Source organism: Streptomyces hiroshimensis (assembly GCF_014650335.1).
In the GTDB taxonomy this organism is placed as follows: domain Bacteria; phylum Actinomycetota; class Actinomycetes; order Streptomycetales; family Streptomycetaceae; genus Streptomyces; species Streptomyces hiroshimensis.
In genome coordinates this window covers 1,225,229-1,244,532 of sequence record NZ_BMUT01000001.1, presented here as the reverse complement: position 1 = coordinate 1,244,532, position 19,304 = coordinate 1,225,229, and the positions used below count along the sequence as shown (strand labels likewise).

Here is a 19,304-nt window from a genome sequence, read left to right as displayed (position 1 = left end):
CGCCCTAGGCTCGGCTGGAGCCGCACTTGCCGAAGAACATGGGACGAGGCGGTCGTTGGAAGAGTCATCGCAGGGTGATCAACGGCGTTCTCTTCCGGCAGCGGACCGGTGTGCCGTGGCGTGACCTGCCGGCACGGTTCGAGCACAGCGACCGCGCCCGCGACAGCGTCAAACCTTTCCTGATGTGGTGCGCGTCCAACAGGCTCACCCGGCGATTCCGGCTCCCTGGTGCACAGATCCGCCGGGGCACCCAGCTCACCCAGCAGCAGCGAATGAAGATGCTGGGCCAGCTTTTTACCAACGAAAGCCTGCCGCTTCGGAGCCGGGTCGCTGCGGTCATCGTGCTCCTTTACGCACAGCCGGTCACTCGCCTCGTCCGGCTCACGATCGACGATGTCACCACCGACAGCGACCAGGTTCTGCTACGGCTCGGCGAGCCGCCGTCGCCCGCCCCTGTCCCGTTCGCGGATCTTCTGCTTCGCTACATCGCCAGCCGCGCCAACATGCGCACAGCGACGAATCCTGGCTCCCGCTGGCTGTTCCCTGGCCGCCGCGCGGGTCAGCCGATGCACCCTGAGGCGCTGTCGGCCCTCATCAAGGTACTGGGCATCCCGACCATCGCCGGCCGAGGCGCCGCGATCCGCCAGCACGTCCTGGAGGTGCCCGCCCCGGTCGTTGCAGACGCGCTCAGATACCACCAAGTCACCGCGACCAGGCTCGCCACCCAGGCCGGCGGACCCTGGAGCCGGTATGCCCCCGGTGACCACACACGGTCACCTGCAAGCCCATCAGAACCACGAACCCGCGATAGTTGATTACGCAAGCTCACCGGTCGTCGAAGGACGCCGCCGACGAGGTATGGCAGGGGCGGGGGCCACGGCCAAGGCGTTCTCCGCGGAACTCAACTCCGGGGCGTGCCGGTGGCGTCGAGGTCACTCGCGGCCGCACGACCCCGGAGAGGGGCTTTGCCGGCAGCCCCACCTACCCCCTTCGAGGTTTGTGTTCCCTCCCTTCAGAACCTCCCGCCTCGCGTGCATACTGGGGGCCCGGAAAGTTACCCGGGGTACGCGGCCGACGGTCCGGGATTCTCCTCGGGAGTTACCAGGGGCGGGATCTGACGGTGCGTCATCCGGTGGGGGGTGTCGGAGGAGGTCACCCGAGGTTCCCTCCTCGGTCGGCACCCATGTGAAACATCGCGCGTGGCCCGAGTTCCACACTTCTCAGGAGCCGTCTTGCACATACCGAAATATGTCACCGCCGTCTGTGCCACCGCCGCGGCGACGGTCTTGGCCACCTCCACGTCCGCGGCCGCGGAGACCGGCCCTGAGCAGGACAATTTCCTTCCCGCCATGGTCCATTCCATCCTCCACCTCGACATCGATCCGCCGGGCGCCAATGACTGGAACTGCCGTCCCAGCGCCGCCCACCCGCGTCCGGTCGTCCTGGTGCACGGGACCTACGAGAACCGCTACAACAACTGGGCCCGGATGTCCCCCGAGTTGAAGGCCCAGGGCTACTGCGTCTACGCCCTCGACTACGGCGACACCGACGACGCCGGAGTGGCTCTCGCTCCCACCGTCAAGGGTTACGGAGACATCAGGAAGTCCTCCAAGGAGCTGGCCGCCTTCGTGGACAAGGTGCTCGCTGCCAGCGGCTCCGGCCAGGTGGACCTTGTCGGCCACTCCCAGGGTGGGACCCTGGCCCGCTGGTATCTCAAGGCCGACGGAGGCGCGAACCCGACCGACCCCTCGAAGAACAAGGTCAAGAAGGTCGTCCAGCTCGGCGCGACCAACCACGGCACCACCATGAGCGGCATCGAGACTCTCGCCGACAAGCTCCACATGCTGGGCCCCGGGGAGAAGCTCTTGGGGAAGGCGGGAATCCAGCAGTACGAGAAATCCGACTTCATCAAGGAGCTCAACGCCGACGGGGACACCGTTCCCGGGATCGACTACACCGTGATCGGCACGAAGTACGACGAGATCACCACCCCCTGGCAGAGCACGTTCATGACGGCGGGCCCCGGAGCAACGGTGCAGAACATCACCTTGCAGGAGGGCTGCGTCGTCGACCTCTCCGCCCATCTGAGCATGACGTACAGCCCGCGTGCGATCGGACTGGTCAAGCGGGCCCTGGACCCCTCAGCCCCGGCTGCTCCCTGTGTGCCGAGGGCGCCCGCCTTCTGATTCCGGCCCGAAGTTCCGCCTTGGCCCATCTCGATCGTCAGTCGGCCGCCGGAGGTTACCGGAAGGCAAGGCGGCCGACTCCGCCCTCCAGTCCCGTGAAGAGCTGGCGGCCGCCATTCTGGACGGTCTTCAACGCCCTGGTCCACCCCAGGAAACTCAACCGCACCTGGCAGTCCCGGTTGTCCCTGTTCGGCCACGGCGCTGGAGATGCCTGCCCCCGTCGTCGCCGATGCCCGCGGTTACCACCAGGTCACCACAACTCGCCTCACATCCGAGGCCGGTGGGACCTGGAGCCGATATACCATCGGCGACCACTCACGGTCACCAGCAGGAAGGGTTCCGCGGGGAACCGGCGACAGTTGAATAGGCGAGCTCGCCAGTAGCCACTGCCCGCGTTGTCACCCAGTTGACGGAGCGGCTCCAGGTCGGGGGGCCGTTGCTCGTGATGGCTCCTTCCGGGGCGGGTAAGTCTTCTTTGCTGCAGCGGTGCGTACAGGGTCTTTTGCAAAAGTGGATCAAGGCCGCGGATGATCCGGCCGTGGGACGTGGTGATCTGACGCACGCCCAGTGGGCCCGACTTGAGCCGTTGTTGCCGGTGGGCAAGAAACCAGGCCGTCCCCGGACGTGGACGCGTCGGCAGCTGATCAACGAGCTACGGTGGCGGACCAGGACGGGTGCACCGTGGCCCGATCTTCCGGAGAGGTACGGTCCGTGGGACCGGGCCTACGACCTGTTCCGGCGCCGGCAGCGCGACGGCACCTGGAAGCGGATCTTCGAGCAGCTGCAGGCCGAAGCCGACGCCAAGGGCCTGATCACATGGGATGTGAGTGTGGACTCCACGATCGCCCGGGCTCACCAGCATGCGGCCGGTGCGCGTAAAAAAAGGGGCACTGCAGAAGGAACCTCCCGGCGGCGTCGACGCCGAACCCGACGATCACGGCCTCGGTCGCTCGCGCGGCGGGGTGACGACCAATCTGCACCTGACGGTCGAGCAGGGGCAGAAGCCGCTGTCCCTGCTCGTCAGTGCCGGGCAGCGGCATGACAGCCCGCAGTTCCAGCCGGTCCTGCAGGGCATCCGGGTGCCCCGAATCGGGCCGGGCCGGCCACGCACCAGGCCGGACAAGGTCCGTGCCGGCAAGGCGTACGGTTCCCGTGCGAACCGCGCCTACCTGCGTAGACGAGGTGTGCTCTGCACCATCCCGGAGAAGTCCAACCAGGTCCGCAACCGCAAGAAGCTCGGCTCCCGCGGCGGCCGTCCGCCCGAGTTCGACAAGGAGGACCACAAGAGGCGCCACGCGGTGGAGTGCGGAATCAACAGACTCAAGCGCCACCGGGCCGTGGCCACCCGATACGACAAGCTTGCAGTCCGCTACCAGGCCACTGTGCTGGTCACATCCATCAACGAGTGGCTGTGACCAGCACGATCCCCACACGCGCCGGGCTCAGCCCTCTCCCAAGACCGCCCGGATCACGTGCCGGGCACTGTGCGTCATCGCCGGGTTCGTCTTCCGGTAATACGGCAGCGCAATCAGTGCCTGCGAGAGCGTCCGCCCCCGGCCGCGGATCCAGGTCGCGTCGTCCACGTCCACCGCCTCGCGGAAGACTTCCCTCGCATCGGCCGGCAGCAGATTCCACGCCGGGAACAGATCGCAGGCCGGATCGCCCACCCCCATGCACCCGAAGTCGATGACCGAGGTCAGCCTGCCACCATCCACCAGCAGGTTGCCCGGCATGAGATCGGCATGCAGCCACACCGGCGGCCCGTCCCAGCCCGGGGCCCGCAGCGCCTCCTCCCATACGGCGGTGGCGGCATCGCAGTCGACGCCCTCCTGCGGGATCCCTCGCAGTTCCTCGATCGCCGACCGGGTCGCCGCGTCGAGCGAGGCCACCGGCCCGCCGCGATGGGCCTGCGGCGCACCCGGCAGAGTGATGTTCCGCATCGCCGCCACGAACTCGGCCAGCTCCCCGGCCAACAGCACCGGTTCACTCAGTGCCCCCGCCTCGGGATGCTCCCCCGCCAGCCACCGGTACACCGACCACGGCGATGGGTATCCCTCGGCGGGCTCCCCATCGCCGAGCACCTCGGGGATCGGTGTGGGCAGGTGGGGCGCGAGCAGGGGCAGCCACGTCCGCTCCATCACCACGTCGTCGGCCCCGCCCTTCACCAGCGGCAGTCGTGCGACCATGTCGTCGCCCAGCCGGTACATGGCGTTGACCGTGCCGCCGGACGGAAACCGCTCAACCGCCAGCCCCGCCCACTGCGGGAACTGCTCGGCGACCAGCCGCCGCACAAGGTCGTCGTTGATGGGGTGCATGCCGGGATGCATCTGCCCTGTGTTCATGGCACGTCATCCGACCGCCGGATGCCGACGAGCGTCAAACGCTTTTCCGGCAGCGCCACATTCACAACACGCCCTAGATGCGCGACTTCCTCACCGAGTGCCATGCCGCCCCGGCCAGAGCCCGAGCCGACCGGAACACCGAGAGCTGCTCGTGCCGGCGGTAGAGGTTCCAGTTGTACGGGACGAGCGACAGCTTGTTCGACGAGAGCGACCCGGCCCGTTGAGACCGGTACACCGCCAATGGTTCCCGCAGAGCACGGGCAGGGGTCCCGTCCCGCATGATCGACAACCAGAGCGCGTAGTCCTGCCTCTTCGGCATGTCCGGCATCAGCCTCGTCCCGACCACCCTGCGGTCGTACATGGCGGTCAGGGCACCGATGTGGTCCTGGACCAGCATCGCGCTGTAGTCCACGCGCTCCGGCGCCCACACCACACGCCCGTTCGGGACGAAGTCGGCGGCCTCGCCCGCGTACAGGGCGTCGACCTTGTAGTAGGAGGTGAACGTGAGGGGTGTCCCGGCCGTCGCGGCGAAGGCGAGCTGCTTCTCCAGCTTCGTCGGGAGCCACATGTCGTCGCTGTCGAGAAAGGCGATGTAGTCACCCCGGGCCCGCGCGATGGCCAGGTTCCGGGCCCGGGCCGCACCCCCCTGCCGGGCTGCCGCCTCCGGCAGGACCCGCTCGTCCTGCCGGGCCAGCTCTTTCAGCAGATCCATCGAGTCGTCCGAGGACGCGTCGTCGGTGATCAGCAGTTCGAGATCGGTGTGGGTCTGCGCCAGCACCGACCGAACTGAGGGCCCGAGCGTGGCCGCCGAGTTGTGTACCGGCATCACCACGGAAACCAGGGGCACAGCCGCTCCTTACCCAGATTGGAGTCGTCATGGATGTTGTCGTCGCAGGCCAAGGCTACGTGGGACTGCCGCTCGGCGTGCGCGCCGCCGAGGCGGGCCAGGCCCTCGCCATCGTCGACGCCTCCGTGGTCCTGGACATCTACCCCGCCCGCGAAGACCCGATCCCGCGCATCACCAGCACCCTGATCATCGACGCGGCGGTGCCGCGGGCGCCGCCGTGCGCGCCGAGCACGACATGGCCGCCATCCCGGACATCGTCGCGGGAATGGCCCGCCCCGGAGACCTCGTTCTGACCATGGGCGCCGGCAACATCACGGACCTCGGCCCGTAGATCCAGGCCCGCCTCGAAGCCTGATCGCCTCCCACTGCTCCGACCAGGGCCCCCTGGGCAGCAGGCTGTGTCCGGAGTGGTGCTTCCGTAGCGGGGAAATCTGGTTCGCCGCCACGCTGGCCATGCCGTACTGTTCACCGTACCGACGCGGGGTGGAGCAGCTCGGTAGCTCGCTGGGCTCATAACCCAGAGGTCGCAGGTTCAAATCCTGTCCCCGCTACTCACAGGTGAAGGGCCCGGCAATCGCCAGGCCCTTCGCTGCGTTCTAACCGCCCCTTGCAGATCTTGCTGCCTGAACCTGCGCTCGACCCGCGGGGCAGAGGGGCCAGTTATCCCTGGGCGATCTTCTCCCCACCGTGAATTACGAGGGCACGGTGGCGTGATGTCCAGGTCAGTCGGTCTTGATCTTCGTGATGAAGGAGCCCCAGGCGGGAGCCCCGAAGGTGAGCGCGGATCCGCTGGGACGCCTGCTGTCGCGAACGGGAACAACACCGGGCATATCGTCAGAGACCTCGACGCAGTCGATCTGGGCCTGGCCATACGTGCTCTTGCGCCAGGTCACAGCAGCAAGCAGGCCTGGCAGGGTCGGTGGGGTCACGTCATGCTCCTCAACGACGGCGCGAGTGAACCTTTGTGGATTTCGGCCGACGGCAGTACTCCAAGGACGTATTTGGGGGGTCAGGCGGTGCGTTCCAGGAAGTCGCAGACAAGGGGAACCTCCTTGCGGACGGCGAGCTTGATCCGCGGGTCGTCCAGGGTGGAGGTGCCGCGGGCTGAGGAGACACCACCCATGTTCGACTGCCTGGTGGGCGGTCTCGACGGCACCGTCGAGGTCGTCGAGGGAGATCCGGGCCTCGGCTTCACGTGCGAGGTAGATAGCGGCACCGCGGGGGAAGTCGTCTTCTTGGTAGGCACGCCCGTCACGGTGGTGGCGGAGACCGATGCGGTGCTGGCCTTCGAGCACACCCGGCCTTCGTACCCGGTGCACATCGTGGTCGTGCCGAAGCAGCACACGCCCTCGCTCGTCGACCTCGGCGAAGGCGGCGAGGAGCTGCTGGCGGAGGTCATGCGGACTGTGCGCGAGGTGGCCAAGCAGGTGGAGCAGGAGTACGGCGCCTGCTCTGTGACCACGAACCTCGGGCGGTATCAGGAGTCAAAGCACCAGCACTGGCACATCTGCTACCGCGGGGAGACCGACGCCGAGATCACGGCCATGCATGGCGCCCACGAGGGCAAGACCCCGTGAGTACCGGGGGCACGACCGCGGGGCCATGTGCAACCTTCCTTGTCGGGGCGGGCGTGCTCTTACGGCGCGCCGACGGGCATGTCCTGCTCGTGCACCACGCGAAGACGGGGTGCTGGGTCATCCCGGGCGTTCATCAGGCAAGTCGGTTGTCGGGCAATGATGTGCCGGCTGCCCCGAACTCCGCTTCGCGGCACGCCCGACAGGGATCAGGCCGTCGAGGACGTCGACGACGAACTGGGACGCGGGGCATGGCTTCGAACTCGTCTCGTGAGTCGTCGTTCAGCACCGTGTGCGTATCAGGTGACGGATGCTCAGCGATGGCTGGGCCCGCCGGTCAGTCGATGCCTTCGATGATGCGGAAGTCGCGCTCGACGCCGTCGGGGAGGGCTACCAGCGCCTTCTGGTATGCCTCGCTCTCGTATGCCGCGACGGCCTGTTCAAAGCTGTCGAACTCGATCAGAACGACGCGTTGCGTGATTCCGGCCTCGTGGGCGACGACTCGACCGCCACGGGACGGGATCCGGGACAGGGTGCGCCCGCCCCCAGCCTGGACAGCCGGACCGGCCAGCTTGTCGTAGGCAGCCAGCGCCTCAGGGTCGGAAATGGCGGGGTAGACACTGACCCAGTAGCCCTTAGCCATGAAAACCCCCTGTGTTCGGCCTGACACGTCCGACTTCGAATTGCCACTCGGATCGATCGATCCCGGCGACGGGTACCGCGGCCAGTGGAATCGTCATATGCGCAGGTTAGGGCTTGATGTGCGGTCGAGGGAAAGACCGGTACGGCATAGACTCAGAACGGATCGTTATCAATCGGCAGGGAGGGCGCGTGGCGCCGGATACGGCGAGCCTGCGGTACTTCCTGGTGCTGGCACAGGAGTTGAACTTCACCCGCGCGGCCGCCCGGATCGGCATCGCGCAGCCCGCACTCAGCGCCCGGATGCGCCGATTGGAGGCGGAACTCGGTACGGCCCTGCTGGTCCGCAACACGCGGAGCGTCGTACTGACCACGGCCGGTGCGGCTCTGGCGGAGTCCGCGCCGCCCGCGCTGGCGGCGCTGGACCGGGCATGGGACACCGCCCGGAGCGCGGCGGCCGGTGAACTGGGCACGCTGCGCATCGGATACAGCCTCAGCGCCGGGGCCGAGACGGCACCGGCCCTGGTGGACAGGCTGATTCGCGGCAACAGCGGACTCGAGGTCGGCGCGGTCCCGATGGCGACACCGGAGATCTCCCCCGCGGTCGCCGACGGCCGCATCGATGCCGGGATCACCCGCGGTGAACAGCCGGGCCGTGGCGTGCGCCGGTACCTGCTGCGGCGTGCGCGCATCGGGGTCCAGCTGGCGCAGCACCATCCGCTGGCCGAACACCCGGAGATCGAGATCGCCGACGCGGCCGCGTATCCGCTGCGACTTCCCGACCGTGCGGCCAACCCCGTGATCCACGATCAGCTGTCCGCACTGTTCCGAGACACCCGACCACATCCCCGATTCCACACGCCCGCAGTCTCTTTCGACATGTCTCAGCGCGACCTGCGCGACGGGGTCACCCTCGCCCCGGCCGGAGAAGCCGCGGTCACGGCACAACCGCCCGGCATCACCTGGCGACCGCTGCGAGGCGCGCCCAGCCTGACGATCCACCTGGTCCTACCACGCGAGCAGTCGCCGCTACACCGCCGCATCCGTGCCGTCGCCAAAACCCTGGCGCACGAGCTGCACTGGCTGCCGGACTGACGCGCAAGAAGTCAAGCGAGACGGACGCCTGCGGTGGCGAGGCCGAAGACCTTGCGCCCGGCGGACTTCGCGGTGATGACGACAACGGCGGTCTTGCTGAATGTCCGACACGACCTCGCTACGCCGGCGGATCAGCATCCGATGATGGCCCCGGGTCCGGTGCGAGTCGTACACCGCGGCGACGTCCTCGCCCAGCCCGAGATCTCAGCGGATACCGCGCCTTCGCCGACGCCGAACCGGACAAGCACGGGGTAACCGGCGGGAACGCCCGCCGTCAACGGCGTCCATGACGTCGGTCAATGCTCAACGCCCACCACTGTTCCATTGCTCCCCGAGGCCGGGCCACTCACCACGGGCTGCCGATTCGGCTACCGTCCGTTGATCCTTCCCGGAGGCTGGTCAGGCGCGGGTGGGGTCGGTGGCGAAGTGTTCGGGGTGGGCGGCGCGGGTGCAGGCGACGGCGGTGTGGGCGGAGATGGCGAACAGGTGCATGAGGTGGAGGGGGTCGGCGGTGTGGCGGGCCTCGTCGAGGATCCGGTCCCGCTCCTCCTCGCTCAGCTCCCTGGGGAGTACGGCGAAACAGAAAGCGCCGCTCATCTGGAGCCAGCACGTCCAGCGCCAGCGTCGCGGGCCCCTCAGCGCCCTCGACGTGCAGTTCTCCGGTCCGGCGGCTGTAGCTGGTGACGATGCGTACCCCAGGCAGTCGCTCGTACCGGCCTGCACGCTGGGCACGGCGGATCGCCTCGGCCCGCGACCCCTCAAGAGGATTCGCGTAACCCTCGACTGACTGCAGTACCCGCCGCGGAATCCAGTACGTCCGCCCTTCCTCGGCTCCCTTGACGCATTTCTCCGCCGGCCAGGCTTCCCCTATGCGTTCGCTTCCCGACGGCGGAAGCTCCACGCCCAGGTGCGGTGTCACTCTCGTCCGTAGCGTCGGCGTGCACGATCGGGACGGGGTTGAAGATCCCGTAGCGCTTTCTCGCCCATGAATAGAAGGAGTTGAGGCCAGCCCGATCTGTATCGAATGACGTCGACCTGATCCGTTCTTCGTTGCGCAGATCCGTGAGTCTCCAGTCCTTGAACGCTTCGACGTCCCCCACCGTTGCGCTGTCCCATTCGAGGTCTCCGCGACCCGAAGCAGCATGGCCGTATCGCGGTGCCGGACGGTGAGCTGCTGGGGTGGGGCTGGTTCTCTCCGCAGGAGGGCGTCCGGCTGATGGACGCGACGAACGGCCCTCTGTTCATGGCCGCCGTCCGGGCGTCCGATAGCGGGATGACCGCGTACTTGGAGGATCTGGCCGAGTGGCCTTCCACCGAAGACGGGTTTTCAGGCGTCGGCTTACCAGGCGTCGGCGGATCAGGGATTATTACTAATACCCAGACCAAACATCCATAGAGAAGAACCCCCCTACCCCCAAGGGCAGGGCTCCTGACGGGCCCTCTGATCAGCTGAGACCACCGACCCCGGAAGGGCCTCAGCGGCCCCCTGCGGGCCTTGGAGGGGCGTCGACGTCAGTTGCTGTCGTTGATCCTTTTGGTGTTCTCGGACAGCGACTCCAGGCCGTTCTCGGCCCGCCTCTGATCGACTCCCTCCAGATCCCGGACGGAGATGGGCTCCCACTGCCCGGTGAGCGACTTGTGATGCTGAGTGCCGAACCACTGCTCGCGGGTGGCCCGGACGGAGATGCGGTCCTCCAGGAACGCCAGGTGCCTCGGCTCGGCATCTCCCGCTGTCACTGCCTCGGCCAGCAGATCGACCCACGCCTCCTGGAGGTGGGGCCGGCGGTCGGCGTGCTGGGCCAGCAGCCACGCCGCGTCGGATGCCTCGTCGCCGCACAGCGATCGTCCAGGCCACCCGGCGCGGTCGATGACCTGCCGCAGCCACTCGGTGTTGTCGTTGTCCATCGCCGCCCACTGCGCCGCCACCTCCTCCGTCACGGTCGCGGGAAGGCTCGTACGAAACGCCTGGTCGATGTCGCGGCGGCGCAGGAGCTCGCGGCGCAGGTCATCGTCCAGCGGCGTACGGGAGCGGCCGGCGGCGGTCGTGGCCGGCATCAGCTCGAAGAGGGCGGCGCCGAGGATGCGGTTGTCCGCGGGCGCGTCCAGCGTCTCCAGTTCGCTGGCGGTGACCCAGCGGAACGGGTGCTCCGCCGGCCCTCGGGGCCCGTACGGGCGGTCGACGACGCCGACGTGGACATGGTCGACGTGGGTATGGCGCTCGGGGTGCCGTCTGTCAGGGCCGGCCGGGATGGCGACCGCCCACCACGGCGCGCTGCCCGGGGGCGGCTCCGCCGGCATGGCCTCCGGGTGCGGGTAGTCCGCGGGCAGCGTGCGCCCAGCAGCCGGGAGGAGGCGTGGCCGGTAGCCGGTCTCCTCGATGGTTTCCCGCACGGCCGCCTGCTCCGGGCCCTCCCCGGGCCTCGTATGGCCGCCCGGGACCATCCACCCGCCGTGACGGGGGTGCTCGATCACGCCGAGGCGCCACAGCGGGCCGAAGCGGGCGAAGAGGTACACGCTGGCTGTCTCGTGCCGCACGTCCATCGCGGCAGCGTCCCACGCCCCCGGCCCCGCGGTACACACCGCCTGGTCGCCTACCCTGAGAGGCGGGCGCGAGGCCGACGAGGGATACCTGCTGGTGGGCCTGCCCCGATTCCTGATCGACGCCTGGTCGTGGCTGAACTACAAGCCCGTCATGGCCTCCACGCATGATGGCCGCCCGCACCGCGTTCTCGCGCCGGAGATCCAGGCCACCTGGCTGCCGGACGAAGCCGTGCGCCGCCTGGCCGCCTGGCCGCCTACAAGCTCCTGGCCGCGTACGACTCTCTCCAGGCCGGCGAGCTGGCCACCTTCGCGGGGAACCCGACGCGGCCGAGCGGCGGGAGTTCGGCGACCCGTCGGCGTCCGTGGACACCACCCTCGCGCACCTGCTCGGCAAGTCGCAGCAGATCGTGGTGCCCGGCGCCGAGCACGCCAAGGACGACCAGGCCACCCCCGAAGCTGTGGCCGCCGCAGCCGCCCAGGAGCGCCTGCGGCAGTGGGCCGAGACCGAGCTGCTGCCGCTGCGCATGCAGGCCTGCGAACGCAAAGCCGTCCTCCTGGGCGACGGCGTGTACCTCCTCGCCTGGGGCCCCGAGAAGGGGAGGGTGCGGCTGCCGACCATCGACCCGGGCTTCTACTTCCCCGTCCTCGAGGACGACCCCGACCCCGGGGACTACCCGACCCGCATCCACCTCGCGTGGGAGCTCCCCGAAGACCCGAAGCGCGGCATCAAGGCCCGCCTGCGGCGCAGGCCTGCGCCACCTCCGGGCTCGATGTGTGGGTCCGGCTGGAGCCGCACCTGCCCAACGCCCCGGCCCATCCTTGGCGTTCGCCCTCACCTCTGGGCAGTGGGGTGAAGCCCCGCAGATGATCGAGGTTTTGGGGCGCGTCCGCGTTCCTCGCCCGGGTGGTGGCCGTGCGCGTACTCGGCCGGACCGCTTGTGTGCGGACCGGGCCTACAATTCACGCCGCAACCGCCGCTGTCTGCGTCGGCGGCAGATCAAGTACACCATCCCCGAGCCGAAGAACCAGCGGGCCAACCGCCGGCGTCGCGGTAGTGCGGGTGGCCGGCCCTGCGGGTTTGGCCGGCCAACCTACTGCAGCAGGAACGGAGTCGAGTGCACGATCTTGACGCTCAAGGGGTTTGGGGCCGTGGCCACCCGACACGAGAAGCGGGCCTGCGTCTTTCACGGCACCGTCACCGTTGTCGCGATCCGGCTCCGGCTCCGGGGCTGACCGCCACGGAGCTCTCCCTGGGCTCTCCAGGGGATTCACTTGCCGCTTGCCTCGGCGAGGGTGTGGGCGACCAGGGCGTTGGCGTGGCCGTGGCCCAGGCCGTGTTCGGTCTTGAGCCAGGTCACGAGTTCCATGTGCTTGGTCAGCGGCGAGGCGCGGATGAGGTCCTTCCATTCGGCGATCGGGCGGCCGTACTTCTTCTCGATGGAGGGGAAGTAGCTCGCGGGGCCCTTCACGGGTGCGGTCACGGCGGGTTCCGTCCTTCGTTGTGGTGGTGGAGGTCAGGAGGGCCGGGCGGTGCGCTCGTGGCGCAGCAGGACCACCTGGGAGTCGAAGGTCCTGGTTTCGGTCAGGGTGACGTCGATGCGCTGCTGCGGGGTGGTGAAGACGGGCTTGCCGCCGCCGAGCACGACGGGGTGGACGAAGATCTGGTACTCGTCGATCAGATGGTGCTCGGTGAGGAAGCCGGCCAGCGTGGAGCCGCCGAACAGCAGCAGGTGGGCGCCGCTGTCCTTGAGGGCGGTGAGCTGCTCGACGACGTCGGTGTTGATGACGCGGGTGTTCCAGGCGGCCTCGGTCAGTGTCGAGGAGACGACGACCTTGGACGCCTTGCGCCAGACGGGCGCGAACGCGAGGTCGTGCTCGTGGGTGGAGTACTCCTCGGCGCGGGGCCAGAAGCCGGACATCATGTCCCACACCACGCGGCCGTACAGGAAGATGTCGGCGCTGTCGGTGAGGGCCTGCGAATAGGCGGACAGTTCGCCGTCCATACGGGGCCAGTCGAACTCTCCGTTCGGGCCCTCGATGAAGCCGTCCAGCGACTGGTGCACGAAGTGCGTGATCTTGCCCATGAGTACCGGGCCCCCCTTGGCGACAGGCATCCGGGCGGCCGTCGACCGCCCCTTGTGTACGATGTCCACATTCGGAGGGTGCGGTGATCCGCACCCTCCGAGTGATCACGCGAGAGCCTAGACGACCTAAGTGGATGCTGTCCACATTGGAGGCGGCAGCCATGGCGGCAGCCGGGAACGAGAAGCCCAAGCGGGACACCTACCGCCACGGCGACCTGCGCAACGCCCTGATCGAGGCCGCCCTCGAACTCGCCCGCCAGGGCGGCCCGGAGGCCGTCGTGCTGCGCGCCGCCACGAGGCAGGCCGGGGTCGTCCCCAACGCCGCTTACCGGCACTTCGCCGACCGCGGCGCCCTGCTGCACGCCGTCTCCCAGGCCGCCATGGCCCGGGTGGCCCGCACTATGGAGGCCGAGCAGGCCGCCCTGCTGCCCGCCGAGGACCCGGTGACCGACGCCCGGGCCCGCTTCCGTGCCGTCGGCACCGGTTACCTCCGCTTCGCCCAAGAGGAACCCGGCCTGTTCCGCACCGCCTTCCACGTCCCCGGCGACATGACCCACGCCGCCGCCGACACCGCCGCGGGCGTCACCGGCAAGACCCCCTTCGAGCTGCTCGGCGAGGCCCTCGACGGTCTCGTGGAGCATGGCCTGCTGCCCGAGGATCGCCGCCCCGGCGCCGAGTTCCTCGCCTGGTCGGCCGTCCACGGACTCGCCACCCTGCTCATCGACGGCCCCCTCCGCGGCCTCCACCCCGCCCAGGCCCACGACGCAGGCCAGCACGTCATCGACATGATCGAACGCGGCATCTGACACCACCAGGCCGGGGAGAAACCTTCAACACCCTCGACCCGTCAGACAGGGCCTAGGGCGATCGCCGCATCTGTGTCACCTTCTACCCGATCGCTCTTCAGATCGCGGGTTACGACATCTCGCCTTTCCTGCGGGATCTTGCTGTTCGGGTCGGCTGAGCATCTGGGCTGGTCCGCCTATGCGTCCGATGCCGGTTGCCATCGCGTACACCACGGCGGGCTATGGCGGGGCTTCTGCTCCGCCCCAGTGTGGCCGAGTGCGCGGACGACCCCCGCGGTGCCGTCCTGCTGTTCGATCATCGCCCCGATGCGGCGGGTCCGTTCGCGGTAGCGGCCGTCGGCAAGGAGCCGCGCGAGGGCGAGGCTGAGTACGTCGCTGTCGAGGCGGGGCATCGGGACGGCGGCAGGGGTGAGGCCGAGGGATCGGAGCCGGGCGGCCCAGAAGGGCTGGTCGAACGTGAAAGGGACGGGGAGGGTGGGGAGCGCGGCTTGCAGGGAGGCGTGAGTGGTCCCCGCTCCCGCGTGGTGCACGGCGGCGGCCATGCGCGGGAAGAGCCAGGCGTGCGGGCATTCCCCGATGGTGAGGATGTCGGCGCCTCCGTCGTCTGTCAGACCGGCCCAGCCGCTTTGGACGACGGCGCGGATCCTGAGCCGGCGAACGGTGTGGGTGATGATCCGGGACAACCGTTCCGCCTGGTCCTGGCCCATGCTGCCGAAGCCGAAATACACGGGTGCGGGCCCGGAGGCGAGGAAATCGGTGAGACGGTCATCAGGGCGCCGGTCCGGCGGCCGAGCGGGCCGCCAGATGCCGACGGTCTGGTGCGCGGCGGGCAGAGGCATGCGGTCGGGCAGCAGAGCGCTGCTGAAACCGTAGTAGACGGTGTGGCGACGGGCGGACGAGATCCGGACATCGCCGGTGAAGGCGCCGCCGGTGAAGCGGTGACGCAGGCCGAGTTCACGTCGTAGGGCGGTGATCACCGGTGCATACAGCGGGCTGAGGATGCGTCGGACCAATACGTCGGCGACTGTGTAGCGCAGGCGCGGGGTCCCGGCGATGAGCCGCGGAAGCATCATGGCGTGCGAGACGGTGTAGACGCCGTGGCACGGCAGGCGGAGCCCTTCGCCGATGACGGCAGCCTGCGGGTGCATCAGGGGATGGGCGAGGAGAACGTCGGTCCCTTCACCGGCTGCTTCCAGAAGCACGTTGCCTGCGGTGAGCGCCATGTCCCGGCCGTTGTCGATCCGTGCGCGGCGCGGTTTGTGCGCTCCGACCGCCGCTTCCTGTTCGTTCAGGGGCATGGCCCGTACCCGGAGCCCGTGTTCGCGGAAGGGGACCGCGTACCGCTGTGAGGTCACCACGGTCACCTGGTGGCCGGCCTTGCTCAGGCCGGTTGCGAGGCCGGTGTAGGGGGCGATGTCGCCGGTGGTCCCCCAGGTGGCCAAGAGGATGCGTTGCGGCGTGGCAGCTGGTCGGGGCTTCATGGGGGATTCCACGGCTGCAGGCTCCTGAGGGAGGGGGCGGGTGCGGCGGAGTGCTCAGGGTCCACGGCTCACGGCTCACGGCTCACGGCTCACGGCTCACGGCTCACGGCTCACGGCTCACGGCAAAGTCTCGATCGTGCAGTGCTGCAGGGCGCCCAGTGGCCTGCCGTCGAGGAAGAGGGTGATGAGCGTGGCGAAGTCGGCGTCGCGCTCCATGTGCAGCAGGTGGTCGGCGTTCTGCATGACGATGAAGGTCGCGCCGCTGATGGTGGCCGCGACGGCCCGGTTGTCGGCGACGGTGGTGGCGGTGTCGAACTCGCCCACTGCGACGAGCGAGGGAACGCCGCGCACGCCCCCCGGAGGCAGCGGATCGCGCAGCAGAAGGAACCCGCGGTCGTGGACGTAGCGGATGAGGGGGTCGCCGGCGGACGCGGCGAGCTGGTCGAGCACGACGCGCCCTGCGGCTTTGATCAGCAGGTGCCGTTCTGCCGCCTCGGTGTTGGTCAGGACGCCGACCAGCTCGCGGGCGGCTCGCAGTCGGTCGGACGGGTCTTCGGCGGAGTGCGGGCTCCGGGCGTCGGCCTCCCGGTGCAGGCCTTTGCCGATCAGTTCCGCCAGTCGAGGGGCGGGCCGCGGCGAAGCGCCGAAGAGCATCAGCCGCGTGACGCGATCGGGGTGGCGCTGGGCGAGCCGGTATCCGATGGGGTAGCCGGAGGAGACGCCGAGTACGGCGAAGCGGCGGATGTGCAGCTGGTCCACGGCGTGCAGGGCGGCGTCGGTGAGGTCGTCCCAGCTCAGGCTCTGCGCTGCCCGCCCGGGTGTGCGGGCGGGTGGAAGGTCGGGGATGACGAGGGGGAGCCGGGAGGCCACGTGGCGCTCGAAGCGTGCCCACGAGTGCCTGGTCTGCAGGCCGCCGCTGAGAACGAGAAGCGGTTCGGCGCCGGCCGGGCCGTGCGGGACAACGATCCTGCACGGGTAGTCCGCGGCCCTCCAGGTGACACGGTGGTCGCGCGCGCCGGCCCGGGCGGAGAGAGGCGGGGAGCCCGGCCGGCTCACGCCTTCGCCGCCAGGTGCCTTCCGATGAGTGCGGCGAGGTCGGCGACGGTGGAGTTCGCCGACAGATCGGCTTCGGTGATCACCAGTCCGTACTCGTCCTCGATGACCATGGCGAGTACGGCGACGGCCATGGAATCCACGCCGGCTTCCGTCAGTGTGGCCTCCGGGGTGACCGGACCGGGTGGCAGTCCGGCCTTTTGCGTCAGAATGCCGATGACCGTCTCCTGCATGTTGTCGTCCATGCGCCTGGCCTTCCGGAAGTGACGGGTGGGGCTGCGGACCGTGTCTGACAGCTGGGGGATGATGCCGTGAGTCACGCGTGGGGGAAGAGGCCGTGAGTCACAGGTGGGGAGTGAGGGCGTGCGGCCACGTGGCGGTGGTGGCAGCCCATGACAGGCCGCTGCCGAAGGCCACCATCAGCACCCGCTGATCGGGTTTGATCGCGCCGTCGGAGGCGGCGTGTGCGAGCAGGATCGGAACGGACGCCGCGGCCGTGTTGCCGACGTGCTCGATGTTGGTCGGCATGCGGGCGGTCGGGAAGGACAGGGTCGCGGCCACGGCCTGCGTGATCGCCGCGTTCGCCTGGTGCGCGACGAGCACGTCGACGTCCTCCAGACTCCAGCGCGCGGCCTCGGCGGCGGCGATCGCGGCGGCGCTCATGCGCTTGACGGCGTTGCGCACGACTTCGGCGCCGCGCAGGTGCAGGTAGGCATCGGCGCCGCCGAGGTCCGGTGCGGGCGTGCGCCGCCGGGAGCCGCCGGCGGGGATGGCGATGGCGTCGGCGAGGGTGCCGTCACTGCCCCATACCGACGGGCCGAAGGTGGGGAACTCACCTGTTTCGGCTCGCCGTAGCACGGCTGCGCCTGCGCCGTCGCCGAAGATCGGGGCGGTGCTGGAGTCCCGGGGATTGATCATGGTGGAGGAGCTCTCGGCGCCGATCACCAGAACCGTTCCCGCAGTGGCGGCGGCGATCAGCCCGCGGGCGAGCTCGCAGCCGTAGAGGAACCCCGAGCAGCCGGCGTTCAGGTCGAAGGCGGGGACGCCGGTCATTCCCAGGCGGCTGGCGACTTCGGGCCCCCCGGCGGGGCAGAGCCGGTCCGGGGTCGTGGTGGCCAGGACGAGCGCGTCGACGCGCGACGCGCCGGCCGAGGCCAGGGCACGGGCGCCTGCTTCCGTGGCCAGGTGAACGGTGGCCTCGCCGTCACTGACGCGGTGCCGACGGGCGATGCCGATCCGCCGCCGTACGAAGTCGGCCATCACGGGGCTCATGAGATCTGCATTGGTGACCACGGTCGGCGGCAGCCAGCACCCCAGCCCCGCCAGCACGGTGTTCGTCTTCTGCTCTTCTGCCACGGTTCCTTCCGTTGGGGCGGGGTGGTGGGCTTTCCGCCGGGGCAGGGCGGTGGGCTTTCCGTCGGGACGGGATGGTGGGTGGTCGTCACCCGACGGCCACGGCCGGTTCGATCAGGTAGTCGAGACCGGTGAGCGACCGGCCGGTGAAGAACCGCATCACCAGGTCACTCGCTTCGTAGCGGCGCTGCAGGAACACCCAGTGATCGGCTTCACCGATCGACGCGAACGTGCAGTCCCCGATCGTGGCTGCGAACTCCCTCTGCTCCTGCAGGGAGCTGATGGTGTCGTGCTCGCCGCAGAACACCAGCGTGGGAACACCCTTCAGCCCGCCCTGGGGATCCAGGTTCTCCAGGACCGAACGCTCCATCGTCCGGAACCCGTGCGCGCTGTTGGTGACGGCCCGCAGGGTCATCCGCTTGACCAGCTGACGCACCACATCCCGGTTTCTGACGGTCGCCCCGGTGTCGGAGCACAGGAACATCTCCGCCAGGACGTCGACGAACCCGTTCGCATCCCCGGACAGCATCCGCTGGGCGCCGCGCATCCACAGGTCGATGAGTTTGTCGCTGATGCGAACGGGCACGCCGCCCAAGGCCAGCTTGGCGTACCGGTCCGGGCGTCTTTGCGCGCACCGGAAGGCGACCGCCGATCCGAAGGAGTAGCCGAGGAAGTTGACGCGCTCCAGGCCCAGGTCGTCGATGATGATCTCGGTGGCCCGGCACATGGTCTCCATGTCCTGCTCGGGCCGCAGCGGGGTGGATTCGCCGGCGCCGGGGAGGTCCACCGAGATCAGGCCGGCGTAGGGCAGCACGTGGCGCTCCATGATGGACCAGCCGTGCATGCCTTGCAGAACGCCTCCGAGGACGAGCACGGGCTCGATGACGGGGGCGTCACTGTTCACCACCTGGTAGGAAAACGACAGTCCGTCCAATTGCAGGGTGTGGGTGATCGCCTCGGTCACAGCTCTCCATCGCAGGGTCGGGCAGGTGCTTCGGGTCGTTCGGAGTCAGCCGATCGCGGACGCGTCCTGCTGCCGGCCGCCGGCCGCGTCCAGGGCCTGCTGTACGAGATCGGCCGTCTCCTGGAGGGTGGTGTTCCCGGAGGCCATCGAGTCGTTCAGCTGGATCCTGTAGTGGTCGGAAACGGTCACGAACATTTCCACCTGCGCGATGGAGTCCAGCTCAAGGCTGTCGAACGAACGGCCGCCGTCCAGTTCCCCGGGATTCAGGTCGTAGGTGGTGACCAGGTAGTCGCGAATGAAGTCGAACGGCCGCTGGACCGGCTCCCCCATGAAAAACTC

General features: G+C 69.0%; 21 protein-coding genes, 1 tRNA gene and 2 pseudogenes. 10 read left to right on the top strand and 14 right to left on the bottom strand.

What is annotated here, in order from left to right:
- Positions 1-14: 14 nt before the first annotated feature.
- From IE241_RS34585 to IE241_RS05130, 3 genes are all read left to right on the top strand, one after another.
- The gene (locus tag IE241_RS34585; RefSeq protein ID WP_268254347.1) at positions 15-815 is read left to right on the top strand and encodes a transposase; all 801 of its coding nucleotides are present in this window, start codon (positions 15-17) and stop codon (positions 813-815) included.
- Positions 816-1,349: 534 nt separating this feature from the next.
- Complete coding sequence (locus IE241_RS05135; protein ID WP_229898752.1) at positions 1,350-2,186, top strand: esterase/lipase family protein; 837 nt, start codon at positions 1,350-1,352, stop codon at positions 2,184-2,186.
- A gap of 538 nt (positions 2,187-2,724) precedes the next feature.
- Positions 2,725-3,601, top strand: a protein-coding gene (locus IE241_RS05130) for an IS5 family transposase (RefSeq protein ID WP_229898806.1) whose coding sequence is annotated in 2 segments (ribosomal slippage) — positions 2,725-3,117 and positions 3,119-3,601 — 876 coding nt in all. Because the reading frame shifts where the segments join, the coding sequence is not laid out codon by codon here.
- Positions 3,602-3,628: 27 nt separating this feature from the next.
- Here IE241_RS05130 and IE241_RS05125 read toward each other — a convergent pair.
- Together IE241_RS05125 and IE241_RS05120 are read right to left on the bottom strand one after the other, a co-directional pair.
- Entirely contained in the window at positions 3,629-4,528 is a 900-nt protein-coding gene (locus IE241_RS05125; protein WP_229898751.1) for an aminoglycoside phosphotransferase family protein, read from the bottom strand.
- 73 nt (positions 4,529-4,601) lie between these two features.
- Positions 4,602-5,375 (bottom strand): glycosyltransferase family 2 protein, encoded by a 774-nt coding sequence (locus IE241_RS05120; RefSeq protein ID WP_190020333.1) that lies wholly within the window; start codon positions 5,373-5,375, stop codon positions 4,602-4,604.
- 89 nt (positions 5,376-5,464) lie between these two features.
- On the opposite strand from IE241_RS05120, the pseudogene IE241_RS05115 reads away from it, so the two are divergent.
- Together IE241_RS05115 and IE241_RS05110 are read left to right on the top strand one after the other, a co-directional pair.
- A pseudogene (locus IE241_RS05115) lies at positions 5,465-5,706 on the top strand (UDP-N-acetylmuramate--L-alanine ligase); the annotation flags it as partial.
- 146 nt (positions 5,707-5,852) lie between these two features.
- Positions 5,853-5,926 (top strand) — tRNA-Met (locus IE241_RS05110).
- Between the two features lie 171 nt (positions 5,927-6,097).
- On the opposite strand, the gene IE241_RS05105 is transcribed toward IE241_RS05110, so the two are convergent.
- Complete coding sequence (locus IE241_RS05105; RefSeq protein WP_229898750.1) at positions 6,098-6,304, bottom strand: DUF397 domain-containing protein; 207 nt, start codon at positions 6,302-6,304, stop codon at positions 6,098-6,100.
- A gap of 192 nt (positions 6,305-6,496) precedes the next feature.
- Here IE241_RS05105 and IE241_RS05100 point away from each other — a divergent pair, with 192 nt between their 5' ends.
- A complete protein-coding gene (locus tag IE241_RS05100) occupies positions 6,497-6,952 on the top strand; it encodes an HIT family protein (protein WP_229898749.1) in 456 nt (151 codons plus the stop codon).
- A 334-nt stretch (positions 6,953-7,286) separates the two neighbouring features.
- Here the strand turns inward: IE241_RS05100 and IE241_RS05095 are convergent, their stop codons facing one another.
- A complete protein-coding gene (locus tag IE241_RS05095) occupies positions 7,287-7,592 on the bottom strand; it encodes a DUF1330 domain-containing protein (protein ID WP_190020332.1) in 306 nt (101 codons plus the stop codon).
- 188 nt (positions 7,593-7,780) lie between these two features.
- On the opposite strand from IE241_RS05095, the gene IE241_RS05090 reads away from it, so the two are divergent.
- On the top strand, positions 7,781-8,683 hold the full coding sequence (locus IE241_RS05090) for a LysR family transcriptional regulator (RefSeq protein WP_190020331.1): 903 nt from the start codon (positions 7,781-7,783) through the stop codon (positions 8,681-8,683).
- A gap of 399 nt (positions 8,684-9,082) precedes the next feature.
- Here IE241_RS05090 and IE241_RS34000 read toward each other — a convergent pair whose 3' ends face one another.
- Positions 9,083-9,415, bottom strand: a complete 333-nt coding sequence (locus IE241_RS34000; RefSeq protein ID WP_229898748.1) for a hypothetical protein — start codon at positions 9,413-9,415, stop codon at positions 9,083-9,085.
- Positions 9,416-10,195: 780 nt separating this feature from the next.
- Positions 10,196-11,224 carry a DUF6624 domain-containing protein gene (locus tag IE241_RS05080; RefSeq protein WP_190020330.1) on the bottom strand — a complete coding sequence of 343 codons (1,029 nt, stop codon included), beginning with the start codon at positions 11,222-11,224 and terminating at the stop codon, positions 10,196-10,198.
- Positions 11,225-11,586: 362 nt separating this feature from the next.
- On the opposite strand from IE241_RS05080, the gene IE241_RS05075 reads away from it, so the two are divergent.
- Positions 11,587-12,078: a hypothetical protein gene (locus IE241_RS05075; RefSeq protein WP_190020329.1), complete on the top strand. Its 492-nt coding sequence runs from the start codon at positions 11,587-11,589 to the stop codon at positions 12,076-12,078.
- Positions 12,044-12,457 (top strand): annotated as a pseudogene (locus IE241_RS05070) (transposase); the annotation flags it as partial. The gene IE241_RS05075 and the pseudogene IE241_RS05070, both read left to right, overlap by 35 nt.
- A 35-nt stretch (positions 12,458-12,492) precedes the next feature.
- On the opposite strand, the gene IE241_RS05065 reads toward IE241_RS05070, so the two are convergent.
- Together IE241_RS05065 and IE241_RS05060 are read right to left on the bottom strand one after the other, a co-directional pair.
- Positions 12,493-12,705: a DUF4287 domain-containing protein gene (locus IE241_RS05065; protein ID WP_190020327.1), complete on the bottom strand. Its 213-nt coding sequence runs from the start codon at positions 12,703-12,705 to the stop codon at positions 12,493-12,495.
- 33 nt (positions 12,706-12,738) lie between these two features.
- Positions 12,739-13,377 (bottom strand): dihydrofolate reductase family protein, encoded by a 639-nt coding sequence (locus tag IE241_RS05060; RefSeq protein ID WP_229898747.1) that lies wholly within the window; start codon positions 13,375-13,377, stop codon positions 12,739-12,741.
- A 92-nt stretch (positions 13,378-13,469) separates the two neighbouring features.
- On the opposite strand from IE241_RS05060, the gene IE241_RS05055 reads away from it, so the two are divergent.
- A complete protein-coding gene (locus tag IE241_RS05055) occupies positions 13,470-14,114 on the top strand; it encodes a TetR/AcrR family transcriptional regulator (RefSeq protein ID WP_190020326.1) in 645 nt (214 codons plus the stop codon).
- A 176-nt stretch (positions 14,115-14,290) separates the two neighbouring features.
- On the opposite strand, the gene IE241_RS05050 is transcribed toward IE241_RS05055, so the two are convergent.
- The 6 genes from IE241_RS05050 to IE241_RS05025 all read right to left on the bottom strand — a co-directional run bounded on the left by IE241_RS05050 (position 14,291) and on the right by IE241_RS05025 (position 19,295).
- Positions 14,291-15,595, bottom strand: coding sequence for a glycosyltransferase (locus IE241_RS05050; RefSeq protein WP_190020325.1), 1,305 nt, complete (start codon positions 15,593-15,595; stop codon positions 14,291-14,293).
- Positions 15,596-15,712: 117 nt separating this feature from the next.
- Positions 15,713-16,651 (bottom strand): alpha/beta fold hydrolase, encoded by a 939-nt coding sequence (locus tag IE241_RS05045; protein WP_190020324.1) that lies wholly within the window; start codon positions 16,649-16,651, stop codon positions 15,713-15,715.
- A complete protein-coding gene (locus IE241_RS05040) occupies positions 16,648-16,893 on the bottom strand; it encodes an acyl carrier protein (RefSeq protein WP_190020323.1) in 246 nt (81 codons plus the stop codon). The genes IE241_RS05045 and IE241_RS05040 overlap by 4 nt, the downstream gene beginning before the upstream one ends.
- A gap of 97 nt (positions 16,894-16,990) precedes the next feature.
- Complete coding sequence (locus IE241_RS05035; protein ID WP_190020322.1) at positions 16,991-18,004, bottom strand: 3-oxoacyl-ACP synthase III family protein; 1,014 nt, start codon at positions 18,002-18,004, stop codon at positions 16,991-16,993.
- Between the two features lie 85 nt (positions 18,005-18,089).
- Positions 18,090-18,965 carry an alpha/beta fold hydrolase gene (locus tag IE241_RS05030; RefSeq protein ID WP_190020321.1) on the bottom strand — a complete coding sequence of 292 codons (876 nt, stop codon included), beginning with the start codon at positions 18,963-18,965 and terminating at the stop codon, positions 18,090-18,092.
- 45 nt (positions 18,966-19,010) lie between these two features.
- Positions 19,011-19,295 carry an acyl carrier protein gene (locus IE241_RS05025; RefSeq protein ID WP_190020320.1) on the bottom strand — a complete coding sequence of 95 codons (285 nt, stop codon included), beginning with the start codon at positions 19,293-19,295 and terminating at the stop codon, positions 19,011-19,013.
- Positions 19,296-19,304: the final 9 nt, after the last annotated feature.